This is a genomic window from Rhodococcus sp. OK302 (assembly GCF_002245895.1).
GTDB lineage: Bacteria > Actinomycetota > Actinomycetes > Mycobacteriales > Mycobacteriaceae > Rhodococcus_F.
The window spans coordinates 5,882,727-5,899,614 of the sequence record NZ_NPJZ01000001.1 but is presented as its reverse complement, the minus strand read 5'-3'; the positions used below and the strand labels follow the sequence as shown (position 1 = coordinate 5,899,614).

Here is a 16,888-nt window from a genome sequence, read left to right as displayed (position 1 = left end):
TGAGCGGAGGACGCTCACCAAGCGAACAGACTCGCGGTCAGGTTCGAGATCAAGCACTCGAACCGGACGGCCGCAGAACGAAAGGTAGAACACTATGGCTCGTGCAGTAGGTATCGACCTCGGTACAACCAACTCGGTAGTAGCAGTGCTGGAGGGTGGCGAGCCCGTAGTGGTCGCCAACTCCGAAGGCTCCCGCACCACGCCGTCCGTCGTCGCATTCGCAAAGAACGGCGAGGTCCTCGTCGGTCAGCCTGCGAAGAACCAGGCGGTCACCAACGTCGATCGCACCCTCCGCTCCGTCAAGCGCCACATCGGTACTGACTGGAACGTGGAAATCGACGGCAAGAAGTACACGCCGCAGGAAATCAGCGCTCGCACGCTCATGAAGCTCAAGCGTGACGCAGAGGCTTACCTCGGCGAGGAAATCACGGATGCCGTGATCACCGTCCCCGCATACTTCGAAGACGCACAGCGTCAGGCCACCAAGGAAGCCGGCCAGATCGCCGGCCTCAACGTCCTCCGTATCGTCAACGAGCCCACCGCGGCTGCACTGGCATACGGCCTGGACAAGGGTGACACCGAGCAGACCATTCTGGTCTTCGACCTCGGCGGCGGCACCTTCGACGTCTCCCTGCTGGAAATCGGCGACGGCGTCGTCGAGGTCCGTGCAACGTCCGGTGACAACCACCTCGGTGGCGACGACTGGGACGAGCGCATCGTTTCCTGGCTCGTCGACAAGTTCAAGGCTCAGAACGGCATCGATCTGACCAAGGACAAGATGGCGCTCCAGCGTCTGCGTGAGGCTGCGGAGAAGGCGAAGATCGAGCTCTCCAGCTCGCAGAGCACCTCCATCAACCTCCCGTACATCACGGTCGACGCGGACAAGAACCCGCTCTTCCTCGATGAGCAGCTCACGCGCAGCGAGTTCCAGAAGATCACCTCTGATCTGCTGGATCGCACCCGCGCACCGTTCCAGGCAGTGGTCAAGGACAGCGGCATCGCTGTCAAGGACATCGACCACGTCGTGCTCGTCGGTGGCTCCACTCGTATGCCGGCAGTCTCCGACCTGGTTCGTGAGATGACCGGTGGCCGTGAGCCCAACAAGGGCGTCAACCCGGACGAGGTTGTGGCCGTAGGTGCCGCACTGCAGGCCGGCGTGCTCAAGGGTGAGGTCAAGGACGTTCTGCTCCTCGACGTCACACCGCTCTCGCTCGGTATCGAGACCAAGGGTGGCGTGATGACCAAGCTCATCGAGCGCAACACCACCATCCCGACCAAGCGCAGCGAAACCTTCACCACAGCTGACGACAACCAGCCTTCGGTGCAGATTCAGGTGTTCCAGGGTGAGCGCGAGATCGCTTCGCACAACAAGCTTCTCGGCTCCTTCGAGCTCACGGATCTGCCGCCGGCACCGCGTGGCGTCCCGCAGATCGAGGTCACGTTCGACATCGATGCCAACGGCATCGTGCACGTGACGGCCAAGGACAAGGGCACCGGCAAGGAAAACACGATCAAGATCCAGGACGGCTCCGGTCTGTCCAAGGAAGACATCGAGCGCATGGTCAAGGACGCCGAGGTTCACGCCGAGGAAGACAAGGCCCGTCGCGAAGAGGCAGAGGTCCGCAACCAGGCCGAGTCGCTCGTTCACCAGACGGAGAAGTTCGTCAAGGAACAGCGTGACGGCGAAAACGCGGGCAAGGTCTCCGAGGAGATCCTGACCAAGGTCGAGGCAGCGATCAAGGACGTCAACGACGCCCTGGCCGGCGCCGACATCTCGGCAGTGAAGACCGCTGTGGAGAAGCTGGGCACCGAGTCGCAGGCTCTGGGCCAGGCAATCTACGAGTCTTCCGCTGCCAACGAGGGCGGAAACGCTGACGGCGCAGGCAATGACGACGATGTCGTCGACGCCGAGGTCGTGGACGAGCCGACAGATTCGGACAAGAAGTGACCTCGGACAACACCGAGAACAACCCGGTCGACCCCGAGACCGGTGCACAGGGAGAGGCGGCCGGCGAAGGCCGGCCGTCGCTCGACTCGGAAGACACAGGGGTAGTGCAGGAAGCGGAGGTCATCGTGGAAGAAGCTTCTGCAGCTGACCAATTGGCTGAGCGCACTGCGGATCTGCAGCGGTTGCAGGCGGAGTACACCAACTACCGTCGTCGCGTCGACCGCGACAAGCAGGCCAACATCGAGACCGCGAAGGCATCCGTCGTGGGTGCGCTCGTCCCGATCCTCGATGATCTGGATCGCGCTCGCTCACACGGCGACCTCGTCGAGGGACCGTTGCGGGCCGTCGCGGACAAGCTCAACGACACCCTCACCGGTCTGGGTTTGACCGTGTTCGGTGTCGAAGGTGACGCTTTTGATCCGGAATTGCACGAAGCCGTGCAACATGAAGGTGAAGGATCGGACCCGGTCTTGAGTGTGGTCATGCGTAAGGGCTACAAGTTCGGTGACCGCGTCTTGCGCCACGCGATGGTAGGCGTTGCAGATCGAGTGGGCGAGCAGCCCGCCGACGGCAGTGCCGCAGGCGCAGAAGAAGAATCAAAGTAACAGCGAGAGGAGGAGACGCCCAGTGAGTCAACGGGAGTGGATCGAGAAGGACTTCTACAAGGAGCTGGGCGTCTCGTCCACCGCTTCGGCCGACGAGATCAAGAAGGCATATCGCAAGCTGGCCCGGGATCTGCATCCCGACGCCAACCCTGACGACAAGAAGGCTGAAGAGCGCTTCAAGGCCGTCAGTGAAGCGAACACGATCTTGTCGGATCCGGAAAAGCGCAAGGAATACGACGAAGCTCGAAGGCTCTTTGCCAGTGGTGGTTTCGGCCCCAGCGGGCAGGGCGGCGGTGGATTCAATCCAGGCGCCGGAGGCTTCGATGTCAGCGACCTGTTCGGCGGCGGCGCCGGTGGGCAGGATTCGGGACTCGGCGACATCTTCGGCGGATTGTTCAACCGTGGCGGTCAGCGAACCGCTTCACCGAATCGTCCGCGCCGAGGCAAGGACCTCGAAACCGAAACCACTCTCGGGTTCCGTGAAGCGGCACTCGGCGAAACGATTCCGCTGAGGATTACCAGCCCCGCATCATGCACAACCTGTCACGGTAGCGGCGCAAAACCGGGCACCAGTCCGCGAGTATGCCCGCACTGCAACGGAACCGGTGTCATCAACCGCAACCAGGGCGCCTTCGGATTCAGCGAGCCGTGTGACGACTGCCGGGGTACCGGCTCGATCATCGACTCGCCGTGCGACGACTGCCATGGCAACGGCGTCACCAACCGCACTCGTACCATCACGGTGCGCGTGCCGGCCGGTGTCAGTGACGGGACGAAGATCAGGCTCAAAGGTAAGGGCGAAGCGGGACTCCGCGGCGCGCCGGCCGGCGACCTCTTTGTCAACATCCGGGTACGTCCCGATTCGGTATTCGGACGCAACGGCGATGACCTGACTGTGACGGTTCCGGTGAGCTACGGCGAACTGGTTCTCGGTACCACTCTCTCGGTCCCGACGTTGGAAGGTCGTGTCGGGGTGAAGATTCCGGCGGGGACCGTCGACGGACGCGTCCTGCGCGTACGGGGACGCGGTATCCCGAAGCGGCCCGAAGGTGCCGGCGATCTACTGGTCACTGTGAAGGTGTCGGTTCCGCAGAAGTTGGACGATGCCGCGATCGAAGCGCTCGAGACCTATCTCGAAGCAGAGAAGGCGAGCGGATTCGATCCACGGGCCGGGTGGGCCGGTGTGTGATGACCGAACGTCCGAAGAATCAACGAGACGTATCGCTCGATCCTGACGCTCAGATTTTCGTGATTTCGGTGGCAGCTGAACTGGCGGGCATGCATGCGCAGACTCTGCGCAACTACGACCGCCTCGGTTTGGTGACGCCGCATCGCACTACCGGTGGCGGACGACGTTACTCACCGCGAGATGTTGCACTTCTCCGTGAGGTGCAGCGACTTTCTCAGGACGAGGGCGTCAATCTCGCCGGTATCAAGCGGATCATCGAACTGACGAATCAGGTTGAGGCACTTCAGCATCGGGTACGAGAACTGGCGGAAGAGGTAGCCAAGGTTCATGCCGGCTATCGCCGTGAACTCGTCCCCATCCCACGCAACAATGCGCTGGTGGTGTGGAAGCCTCGCAATCAGCGGTAACGCTTCAACGTACAACGGTCCGGTACCCTTTCGAATCATGTGATTCGAAAGGGCACCGGACCGTCTTTGTATTCCAGGCGTTCTAGCCGTGGGAGATGCCGTTGATGAAGGCGAGCGATCCGCTGGCAATCAATGCCGGTATCGCGGTAAACGATCCGAACGACGTCTCCAGGATGGGAGTATCGCTACCCGTCTGTAGGAACTCCACGTAAACGCTCACGACATTGCCAATTCCGGCAATGAGCTTTGAAATCATGTCGATCGAACCCATCGAACCCATTGAGCGCTCTCTTTTCACATCGAAGAAGACGGACTGGCTGGTTTGTCGCAATCGGATTGCCGGCTGTTACAGGGTGCCGTGACGAATGCGTTGCGCTACGAGTATCTTCGCCGAAAATTTGGGCGGTAGTGCACTTTCGTGGCAAATGTTCCATGTAGTGGACGGCGATATTTCAGCGCTCCTGATTTGTACTTATCGTCCTGTTTAACGCCGACCGGTTGCCCGTTTGACGTTAGCCAGATCACACAATATGCTCCAAACCTAGCAACCGCTTGATTGATCTTCGAGCGCTTGCTTGGCTTGTCGATACAAAAATCCGGTATCTCTACCGGTCAACCATTCTCACGTCAGGTATTTGCCTGACGTTCGGTGCATACGTGTGTTCTAGGAGTACTGACATGAATCGTCGGCCCATTCTGCTTGCGGCAGTAGCAGTCACGGCTCTGGCCCTCACCGGTTGTAGCGGCAGTACCGATTCCGAAGCCGGAGCGGACTCGCCCTATCGAGTGCTGCTCACCGGTGGTCTCAGCGCGCAGGGCGCCCTCGCTGCAAACTCGCAGACGGCGTCGCTTGCAACCAAAGCCGGTGTCCAGGTACAGAACGCGGCCGGTGGAATCGGTGGGCGTCAGATCGAACTGACGACGGTCGAGGATGCGGGCGACGCTACGATTGCCGTCACCAAGTTGCGCGAAGCTATCAACTCCGGCAAGAAGCCTGATCTCTACCTCAACTCGGGTCCGTCCTCCATCGCCGCTGCCGTTCTGCCGATTCTCAAGCAGAACAACATCTTGTCGATGAGCCTGTCACCCGCTCCGGATTCGACGGATCCGGCCAAATTCCCGCTCAACTTCGACTTGGCGCCGGGTTCGACGGATACTGCACGCGGAATTTCCGAATACGTAAAGTCCAAGGGCTACAGCAACGTCGGAGTTCTGCACGGCAGCACGGCCTACGGTGAACTGTTCGGTGCCCAGATGACCAAAGAGCTCGAAAAGGTCGGTGTCAAGGCAGCCGGAAATGAGGAGTACGACTCCGCGGCCCTGGATATGACGGCACAGTTGCAGGCACTCAAGAACTCGGGCGCCAACGCCATTGCCCTGGACGCATATGGTGCGCCTCTCGGATACGTGCTCCAGAGTCTCGAACGTCTCGGGTGGGACGTGCCGCTGATCGGAAACACGTCGGTGTCTGCGACCAATCTGATCGCCAATGAACCGCCGGCCGGTGTTCTCGGCACGCCGCAGGTCAAAACCTTGTGACGCAGGTATTCACGAGCACCGTTTTCGATCCGAACAACGCCCTCGTCAACACGATGGTGAACACGATGGCATCGCTGGGTTCGATCCCGTCGACGCTGATTCTCGCGGACAACTACGACGCTTTCCCGTTGGTTGCCGCAGCTGCCGAAAAGGTCGGTAGCTCAACAGATCCGAAGAAGTTGGCAGAAGCGCTCGAAACCTCCGAGGTTCAGGAGAACGCGAAGACCGCATTCCTCTCGCGTTACAACTTCACCGCGGACAGCCATGGCCCGAACCCGAACACCAGCGAACTGAAGTTCATCAGCCCGACGAAGATCCTCAACGGCCAGTTCGGAAACCCGGCCGCCTCATGACCATTCTTTGGTCCGGTCTGGCGCTCGGCGCGGTCTACGTGCTGGTCGCCATCGGGTACAACATAGTTTTCGTTTCTTCCAACACCTTCAACTTCGCTCAAGCTCAGCTGATGATGGTGGGCACGTTTGTTGCCTACACCGGTTTGGTCACCCTGAAACTGCCGGTTCTCGTGGTGGCGGTGATGGCAACCGTCACGGTGATGCTGCTGGCCTCGATCGAGGAGATCGTTGCCATCCGTCCGGTGGCCGACCATCAAAATCAGTTGGTCACGACTATGGGCGTGGCGACGCTCCTCAACGGCGCAACTCAGTTGATCTGGGGTAGTGAGCCACTGACTGTTCCGTTCTTCGGGTCGAACGATCCGATCACGTTGCTCGGTGGACGTGCATACCCGGTCGAGATAGCGCTGCTGGTTACCGCGATCGCGCTGGTCATCGGTTTGAGCTACGTCTCGAAGAAGACCATGACAGGCTTGGCGTTGATCGGTATCTCCGAGGATCGCGAAGCGGCGATGCTCCGTGGTGTCAATGTCCGTCGACTCGCGTTGGGCGCCTTCGCGTTCTCCGGTGCTTTGGCCGGCGTTCTGGGACTCTTTGTGGGGCCCAAGACATTTGCCGTCGCAACATTGGGTGCAGCATTGGCGCTCAAGGGTTTCGTTGCCTTGGCGATCGGCGGATTCGGTTCTCTCCCCGGCGCTTTGATCGGCGGACTCACGGTCGGTCTCGTCGAGTCGTTTACCGCGCTTTACCTCGGAAGTCAGTACAGCAACATTGCCGTATTCACGGTCCTCATCATCGTTCTGATGGTCAAACCTGCCGGCCTGTTCGGCAACGTACGAGAACGGGTGGTGTGACATGGTGACACTGTGGCGGAACTTCCGTTCCCTTCCGAGTTGGATCATCCCGCTGGTTCTCGGTGTGGTGATCATGTTGCTGCCGACTCTCGGGCTCGACCTGTCCACGTCCCGTCAGATTCAGTTGGCCTGCATCCTTGCGCTGGTCGTCAGCGGCCTGAACCTCAGCCTCGGATTTGCCGGCGAACTGGCACTCGGCCAGGCTGCGATGTACGCAGCCGGCGCATACACGGCGGGCTTGATGTCGCAGGCCGGCCACACCGATATCGTGTTGCAGCTTGCTGCTTCAGGTGCGGTGGCACTGGCAGTCGGCATCCTCACCGGCGTTCCCGGTCTGCGACTGGGCAACTGGTCATTGGCAATGACGTCGTTCTTCTTGGTGCTGCTCGTGCCGGACGTGCTGGCAATTTTCGGCGGCAAGACCGGTGGGCGTAACGGCCTGACCGGAATGGAACCGCCGACGCTGTTCGGATCCGAACTCGACACTCAGCAGTACTACATCGTTGTTGTCGTCGTGACCATCCTCTGGTTCGTCGTCATGCGGAACCTGGTGGTGTCGCGCCACGGAATCGCGTTCCGCACGCTCAAGCAGTCGCCGGTTCTGGCGTCGTCGCAGGGTGTCTCGGTGTTCCGGATGAAGCTGCTGGGGTACGCGATCGGTGCGTTCCCCGCCGGTCTCGCGGGAGCGTTGTTCGCAAATACCGACCTCTTCATCTCGCCGGAAGCCTTCGGGTTTACCTTTGCCACAGCAGTTCTGGCGGCTTCGATCCTGGGCGGTGCTGCGAGTGTCTACGGCGCGGTGGTCGGCGCTGCGATCATGCAGCTCGGCCCCAATCAGTCGACGGCGTTTCAGGAGTATTCGCTGATCTTCTACGGCGGTTTCCTCATCGTGGGTGGCGTTCTACTCTCGGGTGGTTTGACTAAGGTCGGTCGAACTTTGGTGGCCAAGCTTGACCGCAAGGCGGGGATCGGCGTTGTCATTGCGAAGGAAAGGGGCGGGGCCACACCAGAACTCGCTCCGATCAAGGGTGCGACCCTCGTCGTGGACAATGTGTCCAAGGCATTCGGCGGAAACCAGGCCCTGAATGCGGCAACTCTGACGGCGGAAGCCGGCAAGGTTACCGCGCTCATCGGACCTAACGGCTCGGGCAAGACGACGATGCTCAACATGATCTGCGGGTTCTATACCGCCGATACCGGAGTCATCCGGATCGGTGACACTGTTGTGTCGCAGTCGTCTCCGCACAAGGTGGCGCGTGTGGGTGTGGCGCGTACCTTCCAGACTCCGACGATTCCCGAGAACATCACCGTTCTGGAAGCTGTTGCATCAGGACGATACTCGGTTCACCGGGCTTCGATGGCCTCGGCTGTTCTGCGGTTGCCCAGCTTCCGCAAGGTAGCGAAGGCTGACATCGTCGAGGCCGAGCGAGTGCTCGAACTCGTCGGAATGTCGCATCTGCGCAACGAAATTGCGACATCGCTGCCCCTGGGTATGCGTCGTATGCTCGAAGTTGCGCGAGCGATCGTCGCCGAACCCCGAGTGGTTCTCTTCGACGAGGTGGCATCGGGACTCGACGAGGACGAACTCGAACGTCTTGCCGATCTCATCAGAGTTCTCCGTGACGCCGGCGCAACAGTTGTGTTGGTAGAGCACAACTTCCGGCTCGTTCTGTCCCTGGCGGACGAGATCGTGGTCCTGGCTCAAGGTCAGGTCATTGCCACCGGTGATGCGGCGACGATCGAGCGTCATCCCCGCGTTCTGAGTGAGTATCTCGGCGTGAAGGCCGGCGACGAGGATATTCTTCTCAGCGACATCGGTCTTGCAGAGATCAGTGAGGTGAAGTGATGGAACCGATTCTCAAGGTCCGGAATCTGCAAACCGGATACGGTGATCTCCGGGTCGTCTGGGACGTGTCCTTCGACGTATATCCGGGGCAGGTCACTGCACTGCTCGGCCGCAACGGCGCCGGCAAGACCAGTACCTTGCGTGCACTGTCCGGACTCAACAAGGTGGCGTCGGGAACCGTCGAGATGGACGGCGCTGACATCACCGGCATACCGCCACACAAGCGGGTGCGTCAGGGAATGGCGTATGTCCAGGAAGGGAAGCGGGTCTTCCACAAGCAGACCGTCGAGCAGAATCTCCTGCTCGGTGGGTACACCCGCAAGGTCAAACGCGCGGAACTCATGGAATCGGTGGAGTCCATGTACGAGATGTTCCCGATTCTGGGGGAGAAGCGCGCTCTGCCGGCAGGTTCCATGTCCGGTGGCCAGCAGCAGATGCTGGCGATCGGTGCAGCCCTCATGGCGCAGCCACGACTCCTCCTGCTGGACGAGCCTTCGGGCGGTCTGGCACCCGTGATCGTGGGCGAGGTGATGGATCGCGTGCAGCAACTCAAGGAGACGGGGCTCGCAGTTCTGCTGGTGGAACAGGCCGTCGAGGCAGCGATGAGCGTCGCCGATCACGTGACGGTTCTCGACATCGGCAAGGTGGTTCTGGACGCAGACGCCAAGGATATCGACGATCTTGCAGTGCTCAAGGACGCGTACTTCGGCCGAGTCTGACCCGTTTCTACCAGGCGCGCTGCAACTTCCACGGCCCGGCATCCAATCGGATGTCGGGCCGTGGGCCGTAGCGATGCAAGTTTCAGTTGGCAGTGAAGACGTCGTACGACGCGTTCATCGTCGGATAACCGGTGGACAGGTAGTTCGTGAGGATGACGTGGGTGGGGTCGCCGATGATGCGGGTTCCGTCGAGGGTGGGGTTGCCGGCGTAGTTGTTGGCAGCCATGACGGTTTGCACTCCGTCGGCCACGTTGTAGGTGACGTCGACGCCGATGCCCCGAGGATCGCTGCTGTACGCGGTCACGATTTCGGTGGTGTGCGGCGCGAGGTACGAACGGGGGCCGTTGATCCACTCGCCGTAGGGGTTGGATGCGCTGTCCAGGAGCATGGGATTGTCGGTGTTATTGGTGATCGTCATGGCGACGGTGGGGCCGTCGGTGGGCATCGTCCCGGCGTTGGCAATGATTGCGGCTCCGAGTACCGAGCCGCCGACTGCGAAGGCGATTGCGGTGATTGCTGCAATGCGAGTGGAGTTGGTACGCATGACGGTTGCTCCTGAGGGTGTCGGAAAAGACGTTGTTTGTGGGAAAGTGAGCAATGCGAGAAGGCTCAAAACTGCAAGCCGGCAAGGTTTCGGTGGTGGTCGGTGACGACCACCCGCTGTTTCGTGAGGGCGTTGTCCGGGCCCTCTCCGGGAGCGAGAGCATCGACGTCGTCGGTGAGGCCGACGACGGTGCGGCGTCGCTGGCATTGATCCGGGAACTGAAGCCTCAGGTAGCGCTACTTGATTTCCGAATGCCGATTCTCGACGGAACGCAGGTTGCTGCGGCCGTGACTCGGGACGAACTCCCGACCCGAGTGTTGCTACTGAGTGCTCACGACGAGGCATCGGTTGTCTATCAAGCATTGCAGGCGGGGGCTTGCGGGTTTCTGCCCAAGGAATCTACTCGGGCGGAGATTGTGAGCGCGATACTCGATTGCGCTGCGGGTCGAGATATCTTGCCGCCCAGTGTGGCTGCGAGTTTAGTGGGGGAGGTGCGTCGGCGAAGCGAACCTTCGGGGCCGACGCTCAGCGCCAGAGAACGCGAGGTGCTGGGGTTGATCGCCCAGGGCGCCAGCATCCCGGTAATTGCAGGGCAGTTGTTCCTCGCGCCGTCCACTGTCAAAACCCACGTGCAGCGCCTCTACGAGAAACTCGGAGTCAACGATCGCGGCGCTGCCGTCGCTGCCGCGATGCGGCAGGGCCTGCTGGAGTGATCGGGAGTCAGGCGAGCACGTAGGCCACGTTCAGGCTCGGATACCCCGACGTCATGGTGGTGGAGACACGGTGTGGCAGCGATGCGGAAGTGCCGAGTGTGCCGGCGTCCTCACGTGAATTGGTGGAAGCGAAGACAAACTCGGAGCCGTCCTCAGTGCGGTAGGTCAAGGAGATCGGGAACTCGCGGGTTCCAATACTGGTAGCGACGACATGGACATTCGTATTCGGCAGAATGTAGTCGGCCGGCGGAACGATCCAACGTCCGTTCGGGTTGGACTCCTTGATCAGATAGAGTGCCCGGCCGCTCGAGTTGGCGATCAATGCGCTGGTGACCGAAGTGGCGGTGTTGCTGCGAAGTGTTGTGGTACTCATGATGTTTGCTCCTGAAGTTTCTCGTTGTGTCGGTCTCGGTGACCGGCGTTTTCGGTGATGACACAACTATGGTCGGTAATTGCCGGGAGGTCTGTCCGCTGACCGGACCGAGTGCGGGATGAGAGCGTTGTCCCCCGATCGGGGGACACGGCAGATACTGTCCATCCAGCGGGAGGGTCTGTTCCGGATGCAGTGCGCAGAATCGTAGCGTGGCAACCATGACCGATCCTGATTTCTCCACCGCACCACTCGACGTCGTAGTCATCGGCGCCGGGGTAGCCGGCTTGTACGCGATGCACCGACTCCGTGCACAAGGGTTGAGCGTCCACGGCTTCGAAGCCGGATCCGGCGTCGGTGGAACCTGGTACTTCAATCGTTATCCGGGCGCCCGTTGCGACGTCGAGAGTTTCGACTACTCCTACTCCTTTTCCGAAGAGCTACAACAGCATTGGGATTGGAGTGAGAAGTACGCCGCGCAGCCGGAGATTCTCGCTTACCTGGATCACGTAGCGGAACGATTCGATCTGCGGAGCGGATTCACCTTCGATACTCGGGTGGAGAGTGCACATTTCGACGAGGAGTCGGCGCGCTGGCGCGTACGTACCGACTGGGGCCACGACGTCACCGCGCGATTTGTGGTGTGCGCCACGGGCAGTCTGTCGACAGCGAATATCCCGAATATCGAAGGACGTGAATCCTTTACCGGCGAGGTCTTTCATACCGGCTTCTGGCCGCACGAGGGCGTCGACTTCACCGGAAAACGAGTGGGCGTCATCGGAACCGGATCTTCGGGAATTCAGTCGGTACCGCTGATCGCGGAGCAGGCCGAGCAACTGTACGTATTCCAGCGATCAGCGAATTACAGTGTGCCTGCTGGAAATACGCCGCTCGATGACGCTCGGCGCGTCGAGATCAAGGCGGGCTACGCCGAGCGTCGTGCGCTCAGCAAACGCAGCGGCGGCGGTTCACCGTTCGTCTCCGACCCGCGAAGCGCTTTGGAGGTATCGGAAGCCGAAAGGACGGCGGCATACGAGGAACGGTGGAAGCTCGGCGGAGTTCTCTTCGCGAAGACCTTTGCCGACCAGACCAGCCGTCTTGAAGCCAACGAAACGGCACGTCAGTTCGCCGAGGTGAAGATCCGTTCGGTAGTGGAGGATCAGTCCGTCGCAGATCTCCTGATCCCGAACGACCACCCCATCGGAACCAAGCGGATCGTCACGGACACGAACTACTACCAAAGTTACAACCGCGACAACGTCAGCCTGGTGAACCTGAAGAAGGCACCGATCGAGGAGATCGACGCCACCGGAATCAGAACCGCCGATGCCCATTACGAGCTTGACGCTCTGGTATTTGCCACGGGGTTCGACGCCATGACCGGCGCGCTCGATCGCATCGACATTCGCGGACGCGGCGCAGAAGCCTTGCGGGAGAACTGGAATGCCGGACCGCGAACCTATCTCGGGCTGGGGATCAACGGTTTTCCGAATCTCTTCATCGTGACCGGGCCGGGAAGCCCCAGTGTTCTGACGAACATGATTCTGGCGGCGGAGCAGCACGTGGACTGGATTGCGGACGCAATTGCCTACCTCGACGCAAACGAACTGACCACAATCGAACCCAGCGCCGAGGCAGTCGAAGGTTGGCTCGAAGAATGCTCGCGCCGAGCGTCGGCAACTCTGTTTCCTTCGGCCAACTCTTGGTACATGGGCGCCAACATTCCCGGAAAAACCAGGATCTTCATGCCCTTCATCGGTGGATTCGGTGTTTACAGCGATATCTGTGCGGAAGTCGCGTCGGCCGGATATCGAGGCTTCGAGACAGCCAGCGTGGTTCGAGCATGAGGCGACTCGAGGGTCAGCGCGTACTGGTGACGGGCGCGGCCGGCGGAATGGGTCGTGCGCACTGCATCAGGTTGGCGCAAGAGGGCGCGTCGGTGATTGCGCTCGACGTGGCCGAGGCTGCCAGTGCACTCGAGGAGACTGCGCAGGCGGTCCGGGAGCTCGGCGTCGTTGCGGTTACCGGCAGCGCGGACATCAGGGATTTCGATACTCTCGCCGAGGTGGTGGCGGACTGTGTGAAGACGGTCGGCGGACTCGACGTCGTCGTCGCGAATGCCGGCGTGTACGACACACCCGGGCCCGTCTGGACGATAGATCCGGCGATCTGGAATCGTTCCCTCGACGTCAACCTCACCGGAGCCTGGCACACGGTCAAGGCGTGTGTTCCACATTTCCGCGATGGCGGATCAGTGATCCTCGTGAGTTCGACTGCCGGAATCAAAGGTATTGCGGGAGCTGGACATTACAGTGCCGCGAAGCATGCCGTGGTCGGCTTGTCGCGGACTCTGGCCAATGAATTGGGGGCGCAGAGCATTCGCGTCAACTCGGTACATCCCGGATCGGTGCGGACTCCGATGATTATCAACGAGAAGGTCTTCGCGAACCTGTGCCCGGGCATCGAGAACCCCACCGAAGCTGATGCGGCGGCAGTGCTCAGCGCACGGAACCTCCTTCCGGTCCCGTGGGTGGATCCAGTGGATGTGAGCAATGCCGTCCTGTTCCTCGCATCATCCGAATCCCGATACATGACCGGTTGCCAATTGGTGATCGACGCCGGCCTGACCCAGAAGGTGTGAACTGATGAGACTGGAAGGAAAGATCGCGCTGGTTACCGGTGCCGCTCGGGGAATTGGACGGGCCCAGGCTGTGCGATTCGCCGAGGAGGGCGCGGACATCATCGCCGTGGATGTCTGTGCCTCCGTCGAGACGACGGTGACGCCGCCGTCGAGCGTCGACGATCTGGCCGAGACGGTATCCCTGATTCGGGCACAAGGGCGTCGAATCGAAACAGCCGTCGTGGACGTCCGCGATCTGGAAGCGCTTCGTAGCGCCGTTGATTCAGCGGTGAAATCACTCGGTGGTCTCGATATCGTCTGTGCCACAGCTGGAATCACGTCATCCGACGCATCCATGACGATGTCGGAAACAATGTGGCAGACCATGTTGGACGTCAACCTGACCGGAGTGTGGCACACGTGTTCTGTTGCGGCGCCTCACTTGATCGAACGCGGCGGCGGAGCAATGACGTTGACCAGTTCCATTGCCGGACTACGCGGACTCGTCGGCGTTGCGCACTACACCGCCGCCAAGCACGGCGTTGTGGGTCTGATGCGTTCGCTGGCAAAAGAACTGGCGCCGTACAACGTCCGAGTAAATACCGTGCATCCGACAAATGTCGATACACCGATGATTCAGAACCCGATGGTACGAGGCAAGTTCCGCCCGGACCTCGAAAATCCGACGCGGGAAGAGTTTGCCGCTGCCGCCATGACCATGAACATGCTGCCCATTCCCTGGATTGAACCAGTCGACGTGGCCAACGCGACGCTTTTCCTCTCGTCCGACGAGGCCCGCTACATCACGTCCGTCGCTCTGCCCGTGGACGCGGGGAGTTCGTCTCGTTGACCATCTGAGGGGGTAACCCTCGAGTGGCGACGTGATCCACTGCCGGCCCAAGCTTGCCCTTGACTCGAATGGATGTTCGAGTATAATTGGGGGCAAGGATGGGGGGATCCGATGAGCGTCGACACCGTAGTTGCCGATGTCGTGGCTGGTTCTGCCGTGAATGTGCGCGGCATGCTGTGGCGGTTGCGGCCGTGCGACGTGCGGGATGTCGCGGTCACCGCATCGGCGGAAATTCTTCGGCTGGAAGCGATTCGGGTTGCCGCAGTCGACGAGTTGGCGCTTCATCCGGACGAACCAGTGCTGTGTTACCGCGGTGTCGGCCGCTGGCTGGCCGCCAATACGATGCTGCAGAATGCGGCCGGAATCAAGATCGCCGCCCTCGGGGTGGCCTTGCGGGCGTTCCCGGCTATCGCGGCGCAGTTCGATGCCGGGGATCTCACCGTCGACCATGCCGCGCTGATCACCGCGTTCTGCGAGTCCCCACCGAAAGGGATGCCGGACCGCGCCCTGCCGCACTGCATCAAAACCCTGCTCGCGGCAGCCTCCGGGGTGGAGGCGACCACCACGAAGTTGCGGTACGCGATCGCGGTGTTGGAGCGGATCTTCGAATCCGAGGACATCCCGGCTGGGGAGGACGAGGACCGCAACGAACTACGCATCGCGCCGACGTTGAACGGTCGGGTGGTGATCAAGGGTGAGTTCGATGCGTTGACCGGCGAAATGCTCTTGTCGGCGTTGTCGGGGTTGTCGATGCCCGTCCCGGCGGCGGACGGAACTCCCGATGCTCGGTCGGCTGCGAAGCGGTCGGCGGATGCGTTGACGGAGTTGATTCGTCGGTATCTCGACAATGCTGCGACGGGGGTGGATGGTGGTCAGCGTCCGCATGTGAATGTGCATGTGACGGCGAAAGATCTTGCGGAGCATCGGGACTGCGCCTCGACCCGGACGACAGCTTCCGGCTCAGACAGTGGAGACGGTGACGTCGAAGGCGGGGCCGATGAGGATGCACCGGTGTGGGGCTTCGACGACCTGGAGGACTTCGACGATCTTGATGTCGGGCACATGCCGTGGATGGGCCCGTTGAGTATCACCCGCACCCGGATGTTGGCGTGTGATTGCATGCTCTCGACGGTGCTCCTCGACGAGAATGGTGCCCCGCTCGATGTGAGTCCGTTGAAGCGGTTGGTGTCGGCGGCGCAGCGGACGGCGTTGATCGCCCGAGACAAGGGATGTGCGTTCCCCTCGTGTGATGCGGTGCCGGCGTGGTGCGATGCGCACCATATTCGGCCGTGGTCGAAGGGTGGGTTGACGGTGATGGACAACCTGACTTTGCTGTGCCGGTCCCATCACACTTTGATTCACCGCAAGGTCGGGTTCGCGGGGCAGTGGGAGATCAAGATGGGATCGGATCGTAAACCGTGGTTTATTCCGCCGGCGGGGATCGATCCCGAGCAGCGACCGCGACGTTCGACGACGCATCAGGGTCCGGTGCTGCGCACGTGAAAATTGTTGCACCACAACTACGGACGTGTCCGTATTCGCATCAGAATCTTGCCGATGCGAAGCCCACACGCATGGGCCTGTGCTGGTTGCTCATCGCTAAGCGTCAGGGCGTCAGGGCATCAGGGTACCGGGGGCGAGCAGGACTGGAGTGAGACTGAAAACTCGAATTTCCCGCGAGTACGCGCGATCCGCGTAGGTGGTGTATGCCGGCCAGGAATCGGTTGCGAGTGCCCAGAGTCGTTTCCGCAGAGCACCTTCGGCAAGTTCGGCCAGCACTGGCGTTTTCACACCTTTGATCGTTACCGTCGCCCGCTGGTCGGCGATCAGATTGTAGGTCCACTGGGGATGTGCTGTCTGGCCCCAATTGGAGCCGACCACAACAAATGATCCCTCGTCAGGTGCGTACAAGAGTGGCGTCGTATGGGATTGTCCGCTCCGACGCCCGGTCACGGTAAGGAGCAGTTGCGGGACTGTGCCGTTCCCGACGAGAGAGACCTTGCCCCGTGTCGATTTCTGCACTGCACGATCGATCGTGACCAAATCCTTGCCCAGATCGGAGAACCATTGAGTGTGGCCCACGGAGCGCATCAATGACCGGTAGGGATTGCGCATGGTGCTCCTGATCTCGGTGGGACAGAGAATCTCGGTGGGGCAGAGAATCTCGGTAGGACAGGGATCCGCCCGTCGGCGGATGTCGTCTGTTGGGTTCGAGCATGTCGGAGAAGATTGTGCCACGCGTGGTCACACCTACACGAGGGAAGTGGAATTTTGTCGAACAGCCAAGATTCTGCGAGTTTCGTTCCTGTCGAGGATAATTGGGACTATCTA

The 16,888-nt window shown here is 60.9% G+C and carries 16 protein-coding genes and 1 pseudogene; 13 read left to right on the top strand and 4 right to left on the bottom strand.

The window, feature by feature from the left end; genetic code table 11:
* Nucleotides 1-94 precede the first annotated feature (94 nt).
* Genes dnaK through BDB13_RS26935 form a run of 4 tightly spaced genes read left to right on the top strand, consistent with a single transcriptional unit; the run spans nt 95 to nt 4,149 of the window.
* Nucleotides 95-1,948 carry a molecular chaperone DnaK gene (gene dnaK / locus BDB13_RS26950; protein WP_094274473.1) on the top strand — a complete coding sequence of 618 codons (1,854 nt, stop codon included), beginning with the start codon at nt 95-97 and terminating at the stop codon, nt 1,946-1,948.
* On the top strand, nt 1,945-2,553 hold the full coding sequence (grpE, locus tag BDB13_RS26945) for a nucleotide exchange factor GrpE (protein WP_094274472.1): 609 nt from the start codon (nt 1,945-1,947) through the stop codon (nt 2,551-2,553). Before dnaK ends, grpE begins: the two co-directional genes overlap by 4 nt.
* A gap of 22 nt (nt 2,554-2,575) precedes the next feature.
* On the top strand, nt 2,576-3,742 hold the full coding sequence (gene dnaJ / locus BDB13_RS26940; protein ID WP_094274471.1) for a molecular chaperone DnaJ: 1,167 nt from the start codon (nt 2,576-2,578) through the stop codon (nt 3,740-3,742).
* On the top strand, nt 3,742-4,149 hold the full coding sequence (locus BDB13_RS26935; RefSeq protein WP_094274470.1) for a heat shock protein transcriptional repressor HspR: 408 nt from the start codon (nt 3,742-3,744) through the stop codon (nt 4,147-4,149). The genes dnaJ and BDB13_RS26935 overlap by 1 nt, the downstream gene beginning before the upstream one ends.
* 82 nt (nt 4,150-4,231) lie before the next feature.
* On the opposite strand, the gene BDB13_RS32285 is transcribed toward BDB13_RS26935, so the two are convergent.
* Nucleotides 4,232-4,405 (bottom strand): hypothetical protein, encoded by a 174-nt coding sequence (locus tag BDB13_RS32285; RefSeq protein ID WP_176459677.1) that lies wholly within the window; start codon nt 4,403-4,405, stop codon nt 4,232-4,234.
* Between the two features lie 422 nt (nt 4,406-4,827).
* Here BDB13_RS32285 and BDB13_RS26925 point away from each other — a divergent pair.
* The 4 genes and pseudogenes from BDB13_RS26925 (at nt 4,828) to BDB13_RS26910 (ending at nt 9,460) form a co-directional block, all read left to right on the top strand.
* Nucleotides 4,828-6,041: pseudogene (locus tag BDB13_RS26925) on the top strand (ABC transporter substrate-binding protein).
* Nucleotides 6,038-6,895 carry a branched-chain amino acid ABC transporter permease gene (locus BDB13_RS26920; protein ID WP_094274468.1) on the top strand — a complete coding sequence of 286 codons (858 nt, stop codon included), beginning with the start codon at nt 6,038-6,040 and terminating at the stop codon, nt 6,893-6,895. Before BDB13_RS26925 ends, BDB13_RS26920 begins: the two are co-directional and overlap by 4 nt.
* A gap of 1 nt (nt 6,896) precedes the next feature.
* Nucleotides 6,897-8,741, top strand: coding sequence for a branched-chain amino acid ABC transporter ATP-binding protein/permease (locus tag BDB13_RS26915; RefSeq protein WP_094274467.1), 1,845 nt, complete (start codon nt 6,897-6,899; stop codon nt 8,739-8,741).
* The gene (locus BDB13_RS26910) at nt 8,741-9,460 is read left to right on the top strand and encodes an ABC transporter ATP-binding protein (RefSeq protein ID WP_094274466.1); all 720 of its coding nucleotides are present in this window, start codon (nt 8,741-8,743) and stop codon (nt 9,458-9,460) included. Before BDB13_RS26915 ends, BDB13_RS26910 begins: the two co-directional genes overlap by 1 nt.
* A gap of 82 nt (nt 9,461-9,542) precedes the next feature.
* On the opposite strand, the gene BDB13_RS26905 is transcribed toward BDB13_RS26910, so the two are convergent.
* Entirely contained in the window at nt 9,543-10,004 is a 462-nt protein-coding gene (locus tag BDB13_RS26905; protein ID WP_094274465.1) for a hypothetical protein, read from the bottom strand.
* Nucleotides 10,005-10,057: 53 nt separating this feature from the next.
* Here BDB13_RS26905 and BDB13_RS26900 point away from each other — a divergent pair, with 53 nt between their 5' ends.
* Nucleotides 10,058-10,717: a response regulator gene (locus BDB13_RS26900; RefSeq protein ID WP_094274464.1), complete on the top strand. Its 660-nt coding sequence runs from the start codon at nt 10,058-10,060 to the stop codon at nt 10,715-10,717.
* A gap of 7 nt (nt 10,718-10,724) precedes the next feature.
* Here BDB13_RS26900 and BDB13_RS26895 read toward each other — a convergent pair whose 3' ends face one another.
* Entirely contained in the window at nt 10,725-11,090 is a 366-nt protein-coding gene (locus tag BDB13_RS26895; protein WP_094274463.1) for a hypothetical protein, read from the bottom strand.
* Nucleotides 11,091-11,308: 218 nt separating this feature from the next.
* Here BDB13_RS26895 and BDB13_RS26890 point away from each other — a divergent pair, with 218 nt between their 5' ends.
* The 4 genes from BDB13_RS26890 to BDB13_RS26875 all read left to right on the top strand — a co-directional run bounded on the left by BDB13_RS26890 (nt 11,309) and on the right by BDB13_RS26875 (nt 16,060).
* Nucleotides 11,309-12,934, top strand: a complete 1,626-nt coding sequence (locus tag BDB13_RS26890) for a flavin-containing monooxygenase (RefSeq protein WP_094274462.1) — start codon at nt 11,309-11,311, stop codon at nt 12,932-12,934.
* Entirely contained in the window at nt 12,931-13,728 is a 798-nt protein-coding gene (locus BDB13_RS26885) for a mycofactocin-coupled SDR family oxidoreductase (RefSeq protein WP_094274461.1), read from the top strand. The genes BDB13_RS26890 and BDB13_RS26885 overlap by 4 nt, the downstream gene beginning before the upstream one ends.
* A 4-nt stretch (nt 13,729-13,732) precedes the next feature.
* The gene (locus BDB13_RS26880) at nt 13,733-14,557 is read left to right on the top strand and encodes a mycofactocin-coupled SDR family oxidoreductase (protein ID WP_176459676.1); all 825 of its coding nucleotides are present in this window, start codon (nt 13,733-13,735) and stop codon (nt 14,555-14,557) included.
* Between the two features lie 111 nt (nt 14,558-14,668).
* Entirely contained in the window at nt 14,669-16,060 is a 1,392-nt protein-coding gene (locus BDB13_RS26875; protein ID WP_094274459.1) for an HNH endonuclease signature motif containing protein, read from the top strand.
* A 111-nt stretch (nt 16,061-16,171) separates the two neighbouring features.
* Here BDB13_RS26875 and BDB13_RS26870 read toward each other — a convergent pair whose 3' ends face one another.
* On the bottom strand, nt 16,172-16,672 hold the full coding sequence (locus BDB13_RS26870) for a nitroreductase/quinone reductase family protein (RefSeq protein WP_094274458.1): 501 nt from the start codon (nt 16,670-16,672) through the stop codon (nt 16,172-16,174).
* Nucleotides 16,673-16,888 lie beyond the last annotated feature (216 nt).

Excerpts from the sequence above, each read along its gene's own strand:
- dnaK (WP_094274473.1), top strand. The coding sequence starts at position 95 with ATGGCTCGTGCAGTAGGTATCGACCTCGGTACAACCAACTCGGTAGTA.
- BDB13_RS26935 (WP_094274470.1), top strand. The coding sequence starts at position 3,742 with ATGACCGAACGTCCGAAGAATCAACGAGACGTATCGCTCGATCCTGAC.
- BDB13_RS32285 (WP_176459677.1), bottom strand. The coding sequence starts at position 4,405 with ATGATTTCAAAGCTCATTGCCGGAATTGGCAATGTCGTGAGCGTTTAC.
- BDB13_RS26920 (WP_094274468.1), top strand. The coding sequence starts at position 6,038 with ATGACCATTCTTTGGTCCGGTCTGGCGCTCGGCGCGGTCTACGTGCTG.
- BDB13_RS26915 (WP_094274467.1), top strand. The coding sequence starts at position 6,897 with ATGGTGACACTGTGGCGGAACTTCCGTTCCCTTCCGAGTTGGATCATC.
- BDB13_RS26910 (WP_094274466.1), top strand. The coding sequence starts at position 8,741 with ATGGAACCGATTCTCAAGGTCCGGAATCTGCAAACCGGATACGGTGAT.
- BDB13_RS26905 (WP_094274465.1), bottom strand. The coding sequence starts at position 10,004 with ATGCGTACCAACTCCACTCGCATTGCAGCAATCACCGCAATCGCCTTC.
- BDB13_RS26900 (WP_094274464.1), top strand. The coding sequence starts at position 10,058 with ATGCGAGAAGGCTCAAAACTGCAAGCCGGCAAGGTTTCGGTGGTGGTC.
- BDB13_RS26895 (WP_094274463.1), bottom strand. The coding sequence starts at position 11,090 with ATGAGTACCACAACACTTCGCAGCAACACCGCCACTTCGGTCACCAGC.
- BDB13_RS26890 (WP_094274462.1), top strand. The coding sequence starts at position 11,309 with ATGACCGATCCTGATTTCTCCACCGCACCACTCGACGTCGTAGTCATC.
- BDB13_RS26885 (WP_094274461.1), top strand. The coding sequence starts at position 12,931 with ATGAGGCGACTCGAGGGTCAGCGCGTACTGGTGACGGGCGCGGCCGGC.
- BDB13_RS26880 (WP_176459676.1), top strand. The coding sequence starts at position 13,733 with ATGAGACTGGAAGGAAAGATCGCGCTGGTTACCGGTGCCGCTCGGGGA.
- BDB13_RS26875 (WP_094274459.1), top strand. The coding sequence starts at position 14,669 with ATGAGCGTCGACACCGTAGTTGCCGATGTCGTGGCTGGTTCTGCCGTG.
- BDB13_RS26870 (WP_094274458.1), bottom strand. The coding sequence starts at position 16,672 with ATGCGCAATCCCTACCGGTCATTGATGCGCTCCGTGGGCCACACTCAA.